Origin of the sequence: Candidatus Tisiphia endosymbiont of Neophilaenus lineatus, from assembly GCF_964264975.1 — a bacterium.
Lineage (GTDB): Bacteria > Pseudomonadota > Alphaproteobacteria > Rickettsiales > Rickettsiaceae > Tisiphia.
On the sequence record NZ_OZ183649.1, the window covers coordinates 182,542 to 198,304 of the forward strand.

19 protein-coding genes and 1 pseudogene are annotated in these 15,763 nt (G+C 33.7%); 4 read left to right on the top strand and 16 right to left on the bottom strand.

The features are described 5' to 3' along the window. Positions 1 to 2: 2 nt before the first annotated feature. Positions 3 to 572: an OmpH family outer membrane protein gene (locus tag ACFE3K_RS01050; protein ID WP_375332345.1), complete on the bottom strand. Its 570-nt coding sequence runs from the start codon at positions 570 to 572 to the stop codon at positions 3 to 5. A 194-nt stretch (positions 573 to 766) separates the two neighbouring features. Next, entirely contained in the window at positions 767 to 1,000 is a 234-nt protein-coding gene (locus ACFE3K_RS01055; protein WP_375359015.1) for a hypothetical protein, read from the bottom strand. A gap of 165 nt (positions 1,001 to 1,165) precedes the next feature. Here ACFE3K_RS01055 and ACFE3K_RS01060 point away from each other — a divergent pair, with 165 nt between their 5' ends. Beyond that, on the top strand, positions 1,166 to 1,615 hold the full coding sequence (locus tag ACFE3K_RS01060) for a helix-turn-helix domain-containing protein (RefSeq protein WP_375359016.1): 450 nt from the start codon (positions 1,166 to 1,168) through the stop codon (positions 1,613 to 1,615). Further along, positions 1,609 to 2,169 carry an IS630 family transposase gene (locus ACFE3K_RS01065; protein WP_375359017.1) on the top strand — a complete coding sequence of 187 codons (561 nt, stop codon included), beginning with the start codon at positions 1,609 to 1,611 and terminating at the stop codon, positions 2,167 to 2,169. The genes ACFE3K_RS01060 and ACFE3K_RS01065 overlap by 7 nt, the downstream gene beginning before the upstream one ends. A 274-nt stretch (positions 2,170 to 2,443) precedes the next feature. Here the strand turns inward: ACFE3K_RS01065 and ACFE3K_RS01070 are convergent, their stop codons facing one another. The 14 genes and pseudogenes from ACFE3K_RS01070 to ACFE3K_RS01135 all read right to left on the bottom strand — a co-directional run bounded on the left by ACFE3K_RS01070 (position 2,444) and on the right by ACFE3K_RS01135 (position 14,428). Beyond that, on the bottom strand, positions 2,444 to 4,189 hold the full coding sequence (locus ACFE3K_RS01070) for a glycosyltransferase family 2 protein (RefSeq protein ID WP_375359018.1): 1,746 nt from the start codon (positions 4,187 to 4,189) through the stop codon (positions 2,444 to 2,446). Then, positions 4,189 to 5,160: a glycosyltransferase family 2 protein gene (locus tag ACFE3K_RS01075; RefSeq protein WP_375359019.1), complete on the bottom strand. Its 972-nt coding sequence runs from the start codon at positions 5,158 to 5,160 to the stop codon at positions 4,189 to 4,191. Before ACFE3K_RS01075 ends, ACFE3K_RS01070 begins: the two co-directional genes overlap by 1 nt. A gap of 504 nt (positions 5,161 to 5,664) precedes the next feature. Further along, positions 5,665 to 6,735, bottom strand: a complete 1,071-nt coding sequence (locus ACFE3K_RS01080) for a hypothetical protein (RefSeq protein WP_375359021.1) — start codon at positions 6,733 to 6,735, stop codon at positions 5,665 to 5,667. Next, positions 6,732 to 7,859, bottom strand: coding sequence for a non-hydrolyzing UDP-N-acetylglucosamine 2-epimerase (wecB, locus tag ACFE3K_RS01085; RefSeq protein WP_375359022.1), 1,128 nt, complete (start codon positions 7,857 to 7,859; stop codon positions 6,732 to 6,734). Before wecB ends, ACFE3K_RS01080 begins: the two co-directional genes overlap by 4 nt. Further along, on the bottom strand, positions 7,852 to 8,862 hold the full coding sequence (locus tag ACFE3K_RS01090; protein WP_375359023.1) for a polysaccharide biosynthesis protein: 1,011 nt from the start codon (positions 8,860 to 8,862) through the stop codon (positions 7,852 to 7,854). The genes wecB and ACFE3K_RS01090 overlap by 8 nt, the downstream gene beginning before the upstream one ends. Before the next feature lie 9 nt (positions 8,863 to 8,871). After that, positions 8,872 to 9,726, bottom strand: a complete 855-nt coding sequence (locus ACFE3K_RS01095; protein WP_375359024.1) for a dTDP-4-dehydrorhamnose reductase family protein — start codon at positions 9,724 to 9,726, stop codon at positions 8,872 to 8,874. Positions 9,727 to 9,780: 54 nt separating this feature from the next. Next, positions 9,781 to 9,937, bottom strand: a pseudogene (locus ACFE3K_RS01100) (IS5/IS1182 family transposase); the annotation flags it as partial. Positions 9,938 to 9,995: 58 nt separating this feature from the next. Continuing rightward, complete coding sequence (locus tag ACFE3K_RS01105; protein WP_375359025.1) at positions 9,996 to 11,051, bottom strand: IS630 family transposase; 1,056 nt, start codon at positions 11,049 to 11,051, stop codon at positions 9,996 to 9,998. After that, complete coding sequence (locus ACFE3K_RS01110) at positions 11,017 to 11,547, bottom strand: helix-turn-helix domain-containing protein (RefSeq protein WP_375359026.1); 531 nt, start codon at positions 11,545 to 11,547, stop codon at positions 11,017 to 11,019. The genes ACFE3K_RS01105 and ACFE3K_RS01110 overlap by 35 nt, the downstream gene beginning before the upstream one ends. Positions 11,548 to 11,595: 48 nt before the next feature. Beyond that, on the bottom strand, positions 11,596 to 11,844 hold the full coding sequence (locus ACFE3K_RS01115) for a hypothetical protein (RefSeq protein ID WP_375359027.1): 249 nt from the start codon (positions 11,842 to 11,844) through the stop codon (positions 11,596 to 11,598). 117 nt (positions 11,845 to 11,961) lie between these two features. After that, positions 11,962 to 12,222, bottom strand: a complete 261-nt coding sequence (locus tag ACFE3K_RS01120) for a type II toxin-antitoxin system RelB/DinJ family antitoxin (protein ID WP_375359028.1) — start codon at positions 12,220 to 12,222, stop codon at positions 11,962 to 11,964. A 95-nt stretch (positions 12,223 to 12,317) separates the two neighbouring features. Then, complete coding sequence (gene fumC, locus ACFE3K_RS01125; protein WP_375359029.1) at positions 12,318 to 13,700, bottom strand: class II fumarate hydratase; 1,383 nt, start codon at positions 13,698 to 13,700, stop codon at positions 12,318 to 12,320. A gap of 18 nt (positions 13,701 to 13,718) precedes the next feature. Then, positions 13,719 to 13,916, bottom strand: a complete 198-nt coding sequence (locus ACFE3K_RS01130; protein ID WP_375359030.1) for a DUF2278 family protein — start codon at positions 13,914 to 13,916, stop codon at positions 13,719 to 13,721. A gap of 17 nt (positions 13,917 to 13,933) precedes the next feature. Further along, on the bottom strand, positions 13,934 to 14,428 hold the full coding sequence (locus ACFE3K_RS01135) for a DUF2278 family protein (RefSeq protein WP_375359031.1): 495 nt from the start codon (positions 14,426 to 14,428) through the stop codon (positions 13,934 to 13,936). Between the two features lie 252 nt (positions 14,429 to 14,680). On the opposite strand from ACFE3K_RS01135, the gene ACFE3K_RS01140 reads away from it, so the two are divergent. Together ACFE3K_RS01140 and ACFE3K_RS01145 are read left to right on the top strand one after the other, a co-directional pair. After that, positions 14,681 to 15,130, top strand: coding sequence for a helix-turn-helix domain-containing protein (locus tag ACFE3K_RS01140; protein WP_375359032.1), 450 nt, complete (start codon positions 14,681 to 14,683; stop codon positions 15,128 to 15,130). Further along, complete coding sequence (locus ACFE3K_RS01145) at positions 15,124 to 15,714, top strand: DDE-type integrase/transposase/recombinase (RefSeq protein WP_375359033.1); 591 nt, start codon at positions 15,124 to 15,126, stop codon at positions 15,712 to 15,714. Before ACFE3K_RS01140 ends, ACFE3K_RS01145 begins: the two co-directional genes overlap by 7 nt. The last annotated feature ends 49 nt before the right edge of the window (positions 15,715 to 15,763 follow it).

The following is a 15,763-nucleotide window of genomic DNA, read 5'->3' on the forward strand; positions in this document are numbered from 1 at the left end:
AATTATTCGTATTTAATTGTAACATGTTTTAATTTATTATTTAGTTCTGCTATCACTTCTTGCGTAATATTGAGACTATTTTTAGCAAATAAAATTTGAGTACTAGGTATAACTAGATCAAGATTATACTTTTCTGCTAAAGTACTTATAATCTTTGTTATTGCTTCTTGTACTTTCCCTATACCCTCAGCATGGGCTTGCTCAAGTCGTACTTTTCTATCTCGTATTTCTTTTTGTGCTATATTTATTTTCTTTTCAAAAAGACTAAATTCTTGTTCAAAAGCTGATTCACTTAAAGAATTACGTTTTCCCATTAATAGATTTTCTATTTCTTTTAGTTCTCCATCCTTCTTTGATAGATCTTGTCGAATTTTTTCGCTTATTTGGTCTACAGATTTTCTTATAGACTGGATTGCTACAGAATGTTCTAGAATAGAGTGTATATCTACAATAGCAATCCTTGTTGCAAATCTATTTTCAATATTTGTATTGGAAGCATGAATAGTTGAATAGCTGTTAATTATTAAACAAAATATTATTGTTAACCAACTATGACATCGTTTTGACCACATAACTATCATACTAATGTTAGTGTTTTTGATCCACATAGAATTTTCTCTTCTAAATTCTTCAATTTTTTGCAGTATATACCAAAAATTTCTTCCACTAATATGTTTTTACAAAAATAATATCTTTTTTAACTTTCAACAGTTATGAACAACGGTCGTTCTATTTTTCCAATATAGCAATTCAATACCCTTCCTATTTAATTTTCGTCAAGTACAGTAGTTGTGTCCTCAGCCAAATTCTCACGTAGCACTTCTATTTCTTCTATGGATAGTTCTATTATTCTACTTATAGCTTCTATAGAAAAATTTTCTTTTAGCATTTTTTTTGCCATTGCTATTTTTTCTTCAGCTCTACCTGCAACTATATAATCACGTTCTTTTAGCGATTCATTGACATAATTCTGATAGTGCTGACGTTCTTCTGGAGTCATTTTTAGAACACTCAGACGTTCTGCTACTTTCGTTCATATAAGGCGACTTATACTAATTGCAATAATGAACACGGTGTTATAAAATGGGTTTTTAACTGATAAATAGGTACTCAAATAGCTAGGTTAATATTACCGCAAGGTTTTGAAGGTCATGATTTTATAAAAATGATGAAACATGAGCCGCATGGTCGAAATCGTATACGTTTATTGGCGATGTATCACCTTCAATTAGGCAAATCTTTTAAAGCCATATCTGAAATAGTGAAGTCACACTGGAAAACTGTGCAATCATCGCTCAGAAGATTTAGGCATCATGGTTTTGAAGGATTATTTGAATCACAAAGAAGCGGTGTCCCTAGGAAGATTAACAGTATACAAGAGTCTGCTATTTTTGATAAAATCAATACGCTCAGTGAAAGTAAAACTGGTGGGTATATAACTGGAAAGGAGCTACATATCATGTTAGTTGAGGAATATGGTGCTAAATGTGCTTTAAAAACAGTCTACAATACTATGCACCGCCTTGGTTTTAGCTGGATTACTTCTCGTTCAATGCATCCAAAATCAAATCAAGAGACTCAAAATAGATATAAAAAAACTTTCCAGACATGTTAACAAAATTATTAGCAAAAAATATCGATAGATGTAAAGTTGATATATGGTCTCAGGATGAAACTAGAGTTGGGCAACAAGGTAGCTTAACTCGTATATGGGCTAAGCGTGGCACTAGACCCCGTAAAGTTCGGCAACAGCAATTTATTTCAACATATATTTACGGAGCTGCTTGCCATGAGACAGGAGAAGCTTGTGCATTAATTTTACCATATGCAAACACACAGGCAATGAATAAATTCTTAGAAGAGCTTTCTCGCAGTATTCAAGGCAACCGACATATAGCTTTACTAATGGATAATGCAGGTTGGCACACAGCCAAAAAACTAACTGTGCCAAGCAATATCACTTTGATACCGCTTCCGCCCTATGCACCGGAACTTAATGCAATGGAACAAGTTTGGGAATGGATTAAAAATCATTTCTTGTCTAACCAATGTTATGGTGTATATGAAGATATCGTTACTATGGCTTGTTACGCTTGGAATCAACTTGCTCATAATGTAGATTTAGTAAAATCAATTATGTATAGAGATTGGATAAATACACCGTGTTAATTATTGCAATTGGTATAATACCATTAAAAAGCGGTACGGAAATAACAAAATATTCAGGAAATACATTGTGAACATCAAAAAACCTACAACCCATATCAGCAAGATGTAAGTCTACTGGATGGTCCCTGTCCATTTTTCTAAATATAGTCTGACCGTGATATAATGGAGAGCTTATATTGCTCAACACAAAATATATTAAGTTGATATGAAATATTTTTTTGATATCACTATAATCCTAATTTAATGCTTGACTCTTAAAACAGTATCAGAATCATCATTGGAGTATACCTAGTTTCCTACAAATTTTGTTCCACGTTATTCTAAAACCATCTACACGTAGCGATCTAATTAACTTCACTACTATATTAGGGTTACGTTTCTCAGATGGCCAGTCATGAAATTTTATTAATTTATCTAATGGCAAGCTAGATATATTTGCTGCAGAAAATAGTAACAACTGAACTTGCTTATCAAATTGACTTAAATATTCATCGTTCATAACAAATGATGCAATATTGATTAATCCTATTATTGTTTTTTTAGTATTTAAGCATGTAGTAGTACTGTAATTAATTCTAAGCTTCGATAATGCAATGTCAATCGCTCCTATCTCATATTTGCTTGCTATAGAGATCCATAAGCATACATCTTCACCAATTCCTATATTTTCAGGGAATTTGTTTGACATAAAAAGGGAGGTTTTTCCCATCACACTAGACATTGTTATTGGACATTTAGTAATAATGTTTGGAAAGACTTGCTTGCTAAAAGTACCAGAGCTTATATATTTTATCAAATTTCCAGCCCAATCTATCCTATGGTAAGAAGTATACGAGAATAACAAACTATTATCCTCCATAAACTTCAATTGAACCTCAAGTTTATTGTCATAAAACAAATCATCAGAATCAATGAACGCTATGTACTGCCCAGATGCATGTTTAATACCTAGATTACGTGCCGCTGCTGGTCCTGCATTTTCCTTACGAATATATTTAATTCTACTATCTTTATTGCACTCCTCAATCAACCTAGATACATCATCTTCAGAACCATCATCTACTATAATCAATTCAAAACACTGATGAGTTTGTGCAATAACACTCTTTATAGACTCAATTGCTAAATCAATTCTATTATAAATTGGCATAATTACACTAATCTTAATGTCAGCTAAAAGAGCATTAGCCATTGATTCAGCTAGCTTAGATGGTTGTTGGTAATATGCAAGAAAAATACTAGTACGATGCAGAAATAAATAAGGTGATCCTTCCATTATAGTCATTTCTTCTAAAGTTAATCTTCTGAGAAACCTAGACCATAATTCACTACATTCATTCATATGGCTAGTAATTTTATGGGTTCCTTGGTCTAGATGAGTACGACTTTTAATTAAAATATGATCATCAAAATGAATAGGTGCTATCCGTAAAAACTCAAACCAAAGTGCATAATCCTGGGTAGTTAATAATGTTTCATCAAAAGTACCAAGTTCACAAAAATATTTTATAGGTATTAAAAGAGCACATCCATGAATTAATCCTCGCATAAGAGGGAATAATGGGATATTACATTTTTTTGCTGATAATATTTTATCTGGTCTTATAAAAGAAAGTGACTTAGAGTTATGATCTATAACCTCATACCCTCCGTAAATAATCGTATTACGGTTGGGAAGAGTGTTAAGTATATTAATTTGATGTTCAATTTTATTTGGATTGTAAACATCATCATGACTAAGCCACGAAAAATACTCTCCTTTCATTTCCTTAATTGCCAAATTTAAGGCTGAAGCGACTCCACCGTTTGGTTTGGAAAAATAACGAATCTTGTTACCATAAGATAAAGCTATACGTTCCGTTTCACCATTATCATTTGATCCATCATTAACAACTAAAATTTCTAAATTTTTATAAGTTTGAGCAACTGCACTATCTATTGCTTCACGCATATAATTAGCACCGTTGTAAACGGGGATAACAAGTGAAACCTTTGGGTATATATTTATTATTTTATTCACTATTTTCTCTTTATATATTTTCTAAATTGACAATAAGACTTATAGATTAAATGCAGTGATCTATAATATACAAATCTTACAACTAAACGAAACCATGATATTCGTTGGCTATGAAATGTATCCGCAATCTTCAAAAACTTTTTTCCGGTATCCTGAAATTGTTGAATGCTAATCAATGCATAACCGTAATATCTATACATTTTTGCTATGCCGTGCTTGCGTAACTCAAGATCAAATTCATTATCTTCATGAAAAATCTTCTCAGAATAATATTTTAGAGCAGATTCAATTACTTGCGGATCTTGAGTTAACAATTCATTGTCTTTATGAGTTCTTAGATGACAGCTATATATTGGTATAGCATCTATTTCATAGATTTTTGATATACGACGCCACATATCAGTATCTTCAAACCTATGCATTTTTTCATCAAAGTATCCAACATGATCAAATACCTCTTTCCTAACCATGACGGTTGGTAAAGTTATGGTTAATGGTACAAAAAATGCAATCTCTTGGTACAGGTAACCAGAAGAACTAGCATTATATCTGTGTTTTAAGAAATTCCCAACTTCATCAATACAATTAGCCGACGTGTATATCATGCTTACGTTTGGATGTGAATCTAGATAATTAACTTGCAACTCTAATTTACTTGATATGTAAAGATCGTCTGAATCAAGAAACGTTATATACTTACCTCTCGAAAGAAGTATAGCGTAGTTTCTTGCACTAGCTCTCCCCTTGTTTTCTTGGTAATAATAGTATACTCTAGGATCTTTAAATATTTTTATAACTTCTTTTGTATTATCCGAAGAACCATCATCAACTACTATAACTTCAAAGTTTGTAAAACTTTGCCCAAGAACACTACGAATAGCTTCACCTATGAATTGCTCACGATTATACGTAGGTATAATCACACTAACTATAGGGTTATACTCTTGTTTTTGCGGTATATTAACATTCATAATAATTCCTTGTATAAAATATTTGATAAATTATATAACCAAATAAACACCCTCAAAATTGTATCTAGTAATTTACCATAACATAGACAATCACTCCCACTAAAAGTGGGCGTTTGTCATATAATATAAACCGCTCAAAGCGGATTAATAGGCTTGTTTGTGTTAAACGATGAAATACATCTTTTATCAGTCCTAATACTATTAGTTTGTAGTTACTCACATTGGAATATAGTTGCTAGTCGTGCATAATTGTGAAATAATACGCTACTTTGATTTGCAAATTATAACCCATGGATGATATTCATCTCCTTAACCGCCCCTCTAAAAGCATAAGTCAACAACCCCCTAATGCAGGTAAAATAAGCAATTATTGCTGCTAAGAAATATAATTATGTTTCAGGTAAAAATTTCGTGAATATCTAGTACCCTTTTGTTAAAAAAATCTGAAATTATATAAATAAAAAGACCATATCCTAGCAAAATAGTCAGTCCATAGTTATCTTCTTATTTAGCTATATCAAATAAATTTTTAAGCTTCCTATAAATTCTTACATATATATTTTTAGAGATAACAGCTTCACGAGTCGTAAGTAGCTCATCACGAACTCTTAATTCAGCTTCACGAGTCGTAAGTAGCTCATCACGAACCTTTAGTTCAGATTCTCGGAAATTAAAATCTAGAAATTGAGAAGCAAATTCTCGTATTTTTACATTATATTCTCGTGCTTCCTTCAAATAATTATCTGTTTTTTCAAGAGTTATTATATCAAAGATCTCATTTACCGATTTCGTAGCTTTTTGTTCAATAAATAATATCGTTGTTCGTTGACATGACTGAATAGCACATTTCATATTACTCCTTTCAATCTCACGAGAAACTACTTGATCTATAAACTGAGGGAAAATAGTCCGAATAGCATTTAAATTACTTGTGCTATCTAATAGAACTTCTTGAGAATATATTTCGTTGAAATAGTTTGTAGATTTGACTAAAGTCTTTATGGCGTAGAACCCACCGTATGGAGGGTTAATTGGCTGACCTTTAAAATCAGCGATATGTAAATGCTTGCATGCAAGCACATGCCAATCTAAAAAATCTTCTGGATACCACCCGGATTTATGATCCTGCCACGTTCCACCATGTAAATTCCACCCATCTAAACTACTAGCATGAGTTTCCTGAGGCATAAAACCTAACGGAGTGAATAACACTACTTGCTTACGTGCAACACGCTCAGATTCACTAATGACCTCTAGACCAATTTCCTTAGTCATATGTTCAATGACATCAATTAAAAATATCGAATCAACAGCATTATCAGGCAGTGCTGATAGTGCCTGTTTCGCATCAAGCGAAATAATAATTGAATTTGTTCCATCTAGGTTTTTCTTAAGTATCTCAACATATTCAAGATGAGGCTCAACACAAATGAGAAAGTCAGGTATTACAAACTGTTGCGGACGAATACCACAACCAATATCCATCACAATAGAAACAGTTTCAATTAGCTCAGAAGCCCGTTTAAAAAATGTTTGGCTATCACACCACTCCAGAATTTGATTGGTTTTTTTCACTTAAACCACACAACTCTATTAATATAATCCACGTAGCTTAAAACGATACGGAGTATTTTTTGAGATACTAAGCCAGTATTATAATCTGAAACGATTGTTTGTAAATGACTATATTTACTATGTTGTTTGGTTACAATACGTACAGCATCTAGAACCTTTTCTACTTTAAGACCACTCATTATTAAAACACCTTCATCCATACCCTCAGGTCTTTCGTGAGTATTACGAATGGTAATTGCTGGTAACTTAAGAAGAGAAGCTTCCTCAGTAATTGTACCACTATCAGATAAAATGCAAAAAGCTTCCATTTGTAATCTTATGTAATCTAGAAAACCGAATGGTTTTAAAAACCGAATTTGTTTATCCAAATCTTTAATACCTAATTTTTCTAACAGCTGACGTGTACGAGGATGTGTTGATACAACCACGGGCATATCATATTCTTTAACCAACATCTGTAAAGTATTAAGTAAGTCCTGTAAATTGGCTGACACATCTACATTCTCTTCACGATGAATACTGACTAAAAAATATTGATGGGCTTGAAGTTTTAGTTTATCTAGCACATTTGATAGACGCACTTTAGGCATAAAATAACCCAACACTTCTTGCATATGCGAACCAGACTTGATAATTCGCTCTGGCGATACTCCTTCGGCAATAAGATAACGACGAGCATGTTCAGTCAGAACTATATTGATATCACTTAAATGGTCAACTACTTTACGATTTAGCTCTTCTGGTACTCTTTGATCAAAACAACGGTTGCCGGCTTCCATATGAAAAACTGGTATCTTTCGCCTTTTGGCTGCGATAACCGAAAGGCAGGAGTTTGTATCACCATAAAGCAACAATGCATTTGGTTGTTCTTTTCCTAAAACTTCATCAGTTTTCTCAATAATGCGTGCAATGGTTTGTGTTGCATTACCACTAACAGCAGCTTCTAAAAAATAATCTGGCTTACGAATGTTAAGATCATCAAAGAAAATCTGATTCAGTTCATAATCAAAATTTTGCCCTGTATGAACCAAAATATGGTTCGTATACTCATCAAACTCAGAAATTACTCTAGACATTTTAATAAGTTCTGGGCGAGTACCAATAATGGTCATTACTTTAAGCATTAAGTTGCTCTTTAATGAAGTCAAGAGTTAATAAAAGCTTTTTAACTTGTTCTATATTTAATCTTTCTGTATTGGCCGATGTATAGTCACTTAGAGTAGCAACGTTTAGAGCTCCTTCTACAAAAAACTTTGAATAATTGAGATCACGATTATCGGCAGGAATCCTGTAATAATTTCCTAAATCTTCAGCTTTGACCATCTCCTCACAAGAAATCAAAGATTCATAGATCTTTTCTCCATGACGTACACCAATTAAACGAATTTCATTATTAGCATTAAATAATTCTTTTATAGCATGAGCTAATACTTCAATTGTTGAAGCTGGAGATTTCTGCACAAAAATATCACCTTGTTGCCCATGTTCAAAGGCATATAACACTAAGTTTACAGAATCTTCAAGTGACATTAAGAAACGTGTCATATTTGGGTCGGTAATAGTTAGAGGTTTTCCCTCTTTAATTTGATTAACAAAAAGAGGTATTACCGAGCCACGGGAAGCCATTACATTACCATAACGAGTACAACACAGAACGGTATCTCCTTTAGAACTCATTCGAGCTTTAGCTATCAACAATTTTTCCATCATTGCTTTTGATAACCCCATGGCATTGATAGGATATACCGCCTTATCAGTACTGAGTACCACAATCCGCTCAACACCATTGGCAATAGCTGCATTCATCATATTTTCAGCTCCCAGTACATTAGTCCGTACTGCTTCCATCGGATAAAATTCACATGATGGAACTTGCTTCAAGGCTGCAGCGTGGAACACATAATTAACATTTTTCATAGCATAGTAAATACTATCATAATTTCTTACGTCCCCAATATAAAACTTAAGCTTTGGGTTATTGAAAGCAATCCTCATATCTTCTTGTTTTTTTTCATCCCGACTGAATATACGAATTTCTTTAATATCACTTTCTAGTAATCGTTTCATCACTGTGTTACCAAATGACCCCGTACCTCCAGTAATCATTAACATTTTATTAACAAACATTCTTACCTTTTATTGAAATTTATACATACGTTGAATTAACTCTGGCCACTCAGGCGGTACATATCCCGTTGCCTTATTAAAAAGCTCGGCATTAAGTGAGCGATCAATGACCAGTTCATTAGATGGAATTATTTCGATTGTTTTTTTATAAGTACTAGCCACAAGTTTTAACAAATCATATTTATTGATCGGTTTTGCTGCGACATGATAAAGCCCACACATATCGGGTCGCGGTATAACGATGTCACGAACTATTCTTGCTAATTCAATAGTTGGAAGTCCAGAGAACACGGCTTGAACAAATCCTCTAACTTGTTTTTTTTGTGCAAGAAACCAGCCAATGAGACTCTTACCTCCTGATAACTCATGCCCGATAATTGAAGTACGAAGTGTTATAGTGTTAGGATAACTTACTTCCCCTAAAAACTTTGAGCGACCATAGAGATCATTAGCATCTGCAAAATCACTCTCTGTATAATTACCCTTAGACCCGGAAAATACACAATCTGTACTAACATGTATAAAACGAGAGCCTATAGCTTGACATATTATACTAAGTCTATGAGGAAGCAAAGCATTAATTGATAGTGCTTGTAGGTAATCATTTGCATCCTCTAGTTGTTTAATTAGCCCAATACAATTTACTACCACATCAGGTCGAATTGTTGCAAATAATTTAATAAGAGAATCATGATTTTCTATATTTACTGGGGCAATGAGTTGTTTAGATGACTCTTCAGAAAAATAACGGCAAGCACCATTATTCCTAGCTGTCCCGTAAACGTTAAGGTTATGATCTTCAGCCATAAACCTAAACATGGCATTGCCAAGCATACCTGTTATACCAAGGATTAATATTTTCATAGATTATTCTTCAAGCTTTTATTCAGTTTTTGCTAGGTTCTGTTGACAAGAATTTTAACGTAACCATATTAAAGTTCCAACGAAATTTAGAAAAGCTAAGAAAGTTGCTGGAGCCAGCCTTATCAAATCTAGAAAATATACGCCTAAAATGTTTGATTTTACCAAATAAGCACTCAAGTAAATATCGTTCCTTATAAGTATGTTTATCATATTCACGGGCACCGTCAAGTTAAGTAAAATAGTATCAAAAAGAGCTATATTTTTAGATTTCAGGCAGCAAGAAGTCTTTGAGTGGCTTCGTCCAAAATGGATTTAGCTGATGCAAATGCAATTCTTTGCTCAATTGCTGTTTTACTATATCTTCCAACATTTACGGCAAATATATTTCTGACTTTTCCCATCAGTGATAATTTACAGTGGGCTGAATTAGGATGCTTAAATTTAATTAATATCTTCTCGTTGCGCCTAGTTGGTTGATGAGCATTCTCAACACGATTATTTAGTCTTTTATGAGTGCGATGCTCAGTTTTAGGGCACATAAGCTTAATCGGCTTAATGTAACTTCTGAGCTTATCAGTAACAATTACTCTTGGAGCTGGATAATGACCCAATAATTTTGATAAAAAACGAATAGCTGATTTTTTATTACGACGCTTCTGCAGTAATACTTCTAATGCATGCCCCTCAGAGTCAACAGCTCTCCATAATATCAATACCTCGCCTTTAATCTTAATATTCATCTCATCTAATACCAATTGCAATAATGAACACGGTGTATTTATCCAATCTCTATACATAATTGATTTTACTAAATCTACATTATGAGCAAGTTGATTCCAAGCGTAACAAGCCATAGTAACGATATCTTCATATACACCATAACATTGGTTAGACAAGAAATGATTTTTAATCCATTCCCAAACTTGTTCCATTGCATTAAGTTCCGGTGCATAGGGCGGAAGCGGTATCAAAGTGATATTGCTTGGCACAGTTAGTTTTTTGGCTGTGTGCCAACCTGCATTATCCGTTAGTAAAGCTATATGTCGGTTGCCTTGAATACTGCGAGAAAGCTCTTCTAAGAATTTATTCATTGCCTGTGTGTTTGCATATGGTAAAATTAATGCACAAGCTTCTCCTGTCTCATGGCAAGCAGCTCCGTAAATATATGTTGAAATAAATTGCTGTTGCCGAACTTTACGGGGTCTAGTGCCACGCTTAGCCCATATACGAGTTAAGCTACCTTGTTGCCCAACTCTAGTTTCATCCTGAGACCATATATCAACTTTACATCTATCGATATTTTTTGCTAATAATTTTGTTAACATGTCTGGAAAGTTTTTTTATATCTATTTTGAGTCTCTTGATTTGATTTTGGATGCATTGAACGAGAAGTAATCCAGCTCTAAAACCAAGGCGGTGCATAGTATTGTAGACTGTTTTTAAAGCACATTTAGCACCATATTCCTCAAGTAACATGATATGTAGCTCTTTTCCAGTTATATACCCACCAGTTTTACTTTTACTGAGCGTATTGATTTTATCAAAAAGAGCAGATTCTTGTATAGTGTTAATCTTCCTAGGGGCACCGCTTCTTTGTGATTCAAATAATCCTTCAAAACCATGATTCCTAAATCTTCTGAGCGATGATTGCACGGTTTTCCAGTGTGACTTCACTATTTCAGATATGGCTTTAAAAGATTTGCCTAATTGAAGGTGATACATCGCCAATAAACGTATACGATTTCGACCATGCGGCTCATGTTTCATCATTTTTATAAAATCATGACCATGAAAACCTTGTGGTAATATTAACCTAGCCATTTGAGTACCTTTTATCAGTTAAAAACCCATCTTAGACCACTGCGTTAATTATTGCAATTGGTATAAATGCCATTTATCAGTTGGTTTCCTCTCGCGCTTTCTGATAACATCTTGAAAATAAACCGCAAATTTATTGCACCAAAATCTTACTGTCTCATGACTTAAAATAATACCTCGATAGGCCATCTGTTCTTGTACATCTCTGTAACTATTATTGAATCGATGATATAACCATACTGCATGGCTAATAATGCTTACTGGAAAACGATGTCTCTTTGGGGATTGAATAATACACATAGCACTGAAATTTAGGTAACAATTGTCACTGATAATCTATAAATTATTCCCTACATTTGCTCAATACTTAATTTACATTTCTCTTAACTTGACGGTGCCGTATAATCTGTTTCAACTTTAGTCAATATTTAAAGATTGTTTAAATTCAGCCAAGGAAGACTTAGTGTAATCACCTTCTTCACTTTCTTTAAATGCTTGTAAAGTTTCAAGGTTTGGCTTTTTTACATGTGCTCTAAAGGGTAGTCCTCTAGAATTGATGGATTGCTTTATAAATATCCTGATAGCTTCAGACAATGTCATACCCATCTCATGAAATACTAATTCTGCTTCATCCTTAATTTCTGAAGAAATACGTAGCCTAATGTCAACATTATCCATAAATTCCCTTTATTATACATATAATGTACGTAACATTGACATATATCGTGATATATGTCAATAGACTTCTTGCAAGACTTCATCTGCCCATTATATCATACCATATTTTCTGCTAGCACTAAGCTATCAAACTCTTCACCTGAGAAAAAATTTAATTTTATAGCCGCTTCTCTTAAAGTTATGCCTTCTTGATAGGCTTTTTTTGCAACTTTTGCCGCATTATCATAACCTATATGTGGATTTAATACTGTTACTAACATCAACGATTGCTCTCTCAGCTTATCAATATGTTCTATATTTGGCTTCAGACCTGCAATACAATGCGTAACAAAACTATTGATGCTAGAAGAAATTAACTCTATTGACTGCAAAATATTATATATTATAACAGGCTTAAAGGTATTTAGCTCGAGACAACCGTTTGATCCGGCTACAGTTACTGCAAGATTATTTCCCATGACCTGAACACAAACCATAGTTAATGCTTCAATTTGTGTTGGGTTGACCTTACCTGGCATAATTGACGAACCAGGTTCATTTTCTGGTAGATGTAATTCACCAAAACCACATCTTGGCCCTGATCCTAACAGTCTAATGTCATTGGCAATTTTCATTAAACTTACCGCTATAGTATTTAGGGTACTAGAGAATTCTACTAATGCGTCATGAGTAGCTAGTGCTTCAAATTTATTAGCAGCACTTTTGAACGGATAGTTAGTATATGAGGCAACTTTATCAGAAAATTTTATCGCAAATTCTTTACGGCAATTAATACCAGTACCTACTGCAGTGCCACCTTGTGCCAAGAAATATACTCTTTTTAGTGACTCTTCAACCCGTTCTATAGCATATGCCACTTGTGCTACATATCCAGAAAATTCTTGTCCAAGAGTTATAGGTGTAGCATCCTGTAGATGAGTACGCCCTATCTTAACTATTTTATTCCAAGCTTGAGATTTGGTATTTAACGCCGAATAAAGATTTGTTAAGGCTGGAATCAATTGTTGCTTACTAGCAAGTACGGTTGCTATATGCATAGCAGTTGGGAAGGAGTCATTGGATGATTGTGCCATATTCACATGATCATTAGGGTGAATTGGTGATTTACCACCCTTTTTACCTACTAGCTGTTCATTACCAATAGAGGCGATTACTTCATTCATATTCATATTAGTCTGTGTACCAGACCCGGTCTGCCATACTACTAAAGGAAATTGATCATCAAATTCCCCATCTAATATTCTAGTGGTAGCTTGAGCTATTGATTCTGCTATTTCAGGCTTAAGATCACCTAATTCCCTATTGACCTTTGCTGCACATTTTTTTAAAATTGTCAATGCCTTAATCAATTGGATAGGCATTTTTTGATTACCTATCTTAAAATTTTCAAGAGACCTTTGAGTTCCCGCACCCCAGTAAAATTGATCATCTACTTTAATTTCTCCAAATGAATCAGTTTCAATTCTATAATTTTTCATAACAATCTTTTCCTTTTCCTACCTATCTGTATTAAGAGCCTCTTCATCTGCCCAAGCTGTTGACTTACCTTGTTCATCAAGAGGGTTACCGTCATCATCAGTAACCAAAGATTGCTCCATGAATTTAAAGAAGAAAGGTTTATTTGCATTATTAGGCGTTTCTACAAATATAGCTCCATCTTGATAAATACCATTACTTGCACTTTGCGGCATCATTAAAGAAGCACCTGGGTTCATATGTATATCATGTATACCTCTGGAGGTAGATGATTATATGTTTGTCTTAGATGTAAGCCATAAGGCATCTTTTGCATTGTTTCACTATCATAATACGATGCACCTAAAATACACACTTTTGTACCACATATAAGATATTGGTCTAACAAAGCTGATATTTCTTGCCATGATTTTGGTAGCATATTCTTTAAATCAGCTACTTTTAAAATTTCACTACGAAGATAATCAAGCCTAAAAGTGTAAGGTAACTTATCCAAACTAAATAATCCTTCATTTCCTAGTTTATCTAAATTAGTTAATAGCTCATTACTGAACTGATCGGTATAGTACACCTTAACATTAGGTATCGAATCGGACTGAGTGTTTATATTTACTTGATAGTCTAATCCATTAGCTTGTACTATAAGATTATGATGAGTCATTGTGTGTTTTATATGATCTTCTAAATCCTGTAATACGATTCCCTTTAAACACGAATAATTTTTTAACATACTAATAACCTTTTTATACAGAGTAAATTTGCTCATTCTACTATAGAAGCCTGTGAAATGCTACCGTATTTTAAATTCTTTATATTTAAATTACTTGACTCTTTTTCCTACTATATTATACTAAATATGTCATATTATACTAATTGCAATAATGAACACGGTGTTATAAAATGGGTTTTTAACTGATAAATAGGTACTCAAATAGCTAGGTTAATATTACCGCAAGGTTTTGAAGGTCATGATTTTATAAAAATGATGAAACATGAGCCGCATGGTCGAAATCGTATACGTTTATTGGCGATGTATCACCTTCAATTAGGCAAATCTTTTAAAGCCATATCTGAAATAGTGAAGTCACACTGGAAAACTGTGCAATCATGGCTCAGAAGATTTAGGCATCATGGTTTTGAAGGATTATTTGAATCACAAAGAAGCGGTGCCCCTAGGAAGATTAACAGTATACAAGAGTCTGCTATTTTTGATAAAATCAATACGCTCAGTGAAAGTAAAACTGGTGGGTATATAACTGGAAAAGAGCTACATATCATGTTACTTGAGGCATATGGTGCTAAATGTGCTTTAAAAACAGTCTACAATACTATGCACCGCCTTGGTTTTAGCTGGATTACTTCTCGTTCAATGCATCCAAAGTCAAATCAAGAGACTCAAAATAGATATAAGAAAACTTTCCAGACATGTTAACAAAATTATTAGCACAAAATATCGATAGATGTAAAGTTGATATATGGTCTCAGGATGAAACTAGAGTTGGGCAACAAGGTAGCGTAACTCGTATATGGGCTAAGCGTGGCACTAGACCCCGTAAAGTTCGGCAACAGCAATTTATTTCAACATATATTTACGGAGCTGCTTGCCATGAATTAGAAGTATTACTGCAGAAGCGTCGTAACAAAAAATCAGCTATTCGTTTTTTATCAAAATTATTGGGTCATTATCCAGCTCCAAGAGTAATTGTTACTGATAAGCTCAGAAGTTACATTAAGCCGATTAAGCTTATGTGCCCTAAAACTGAGCATCGCACTCATAAAAGACTAAATAATCGTGTTGAGAATGCTCATCAACCAACTAGGCGCAACGAGAAGATATTAATTAAATTTAAGCATCCTAATTCAGCCCACTGTAAATTATCACTGATGGGAAAAGTCAGAAATATATTTGCCGTAAATGTTGGAAGATATAGTAAAACAGCAATTGAGCAAAGAATTGCATTTGCATCAGCTAAATCCATTTTGGACGAAGCCACTCAAAGACTTCTTGCTGCCTGAAATCTAAAAATATAGCTCTTTTTGATACTATTTTACTTAACTTGACGGT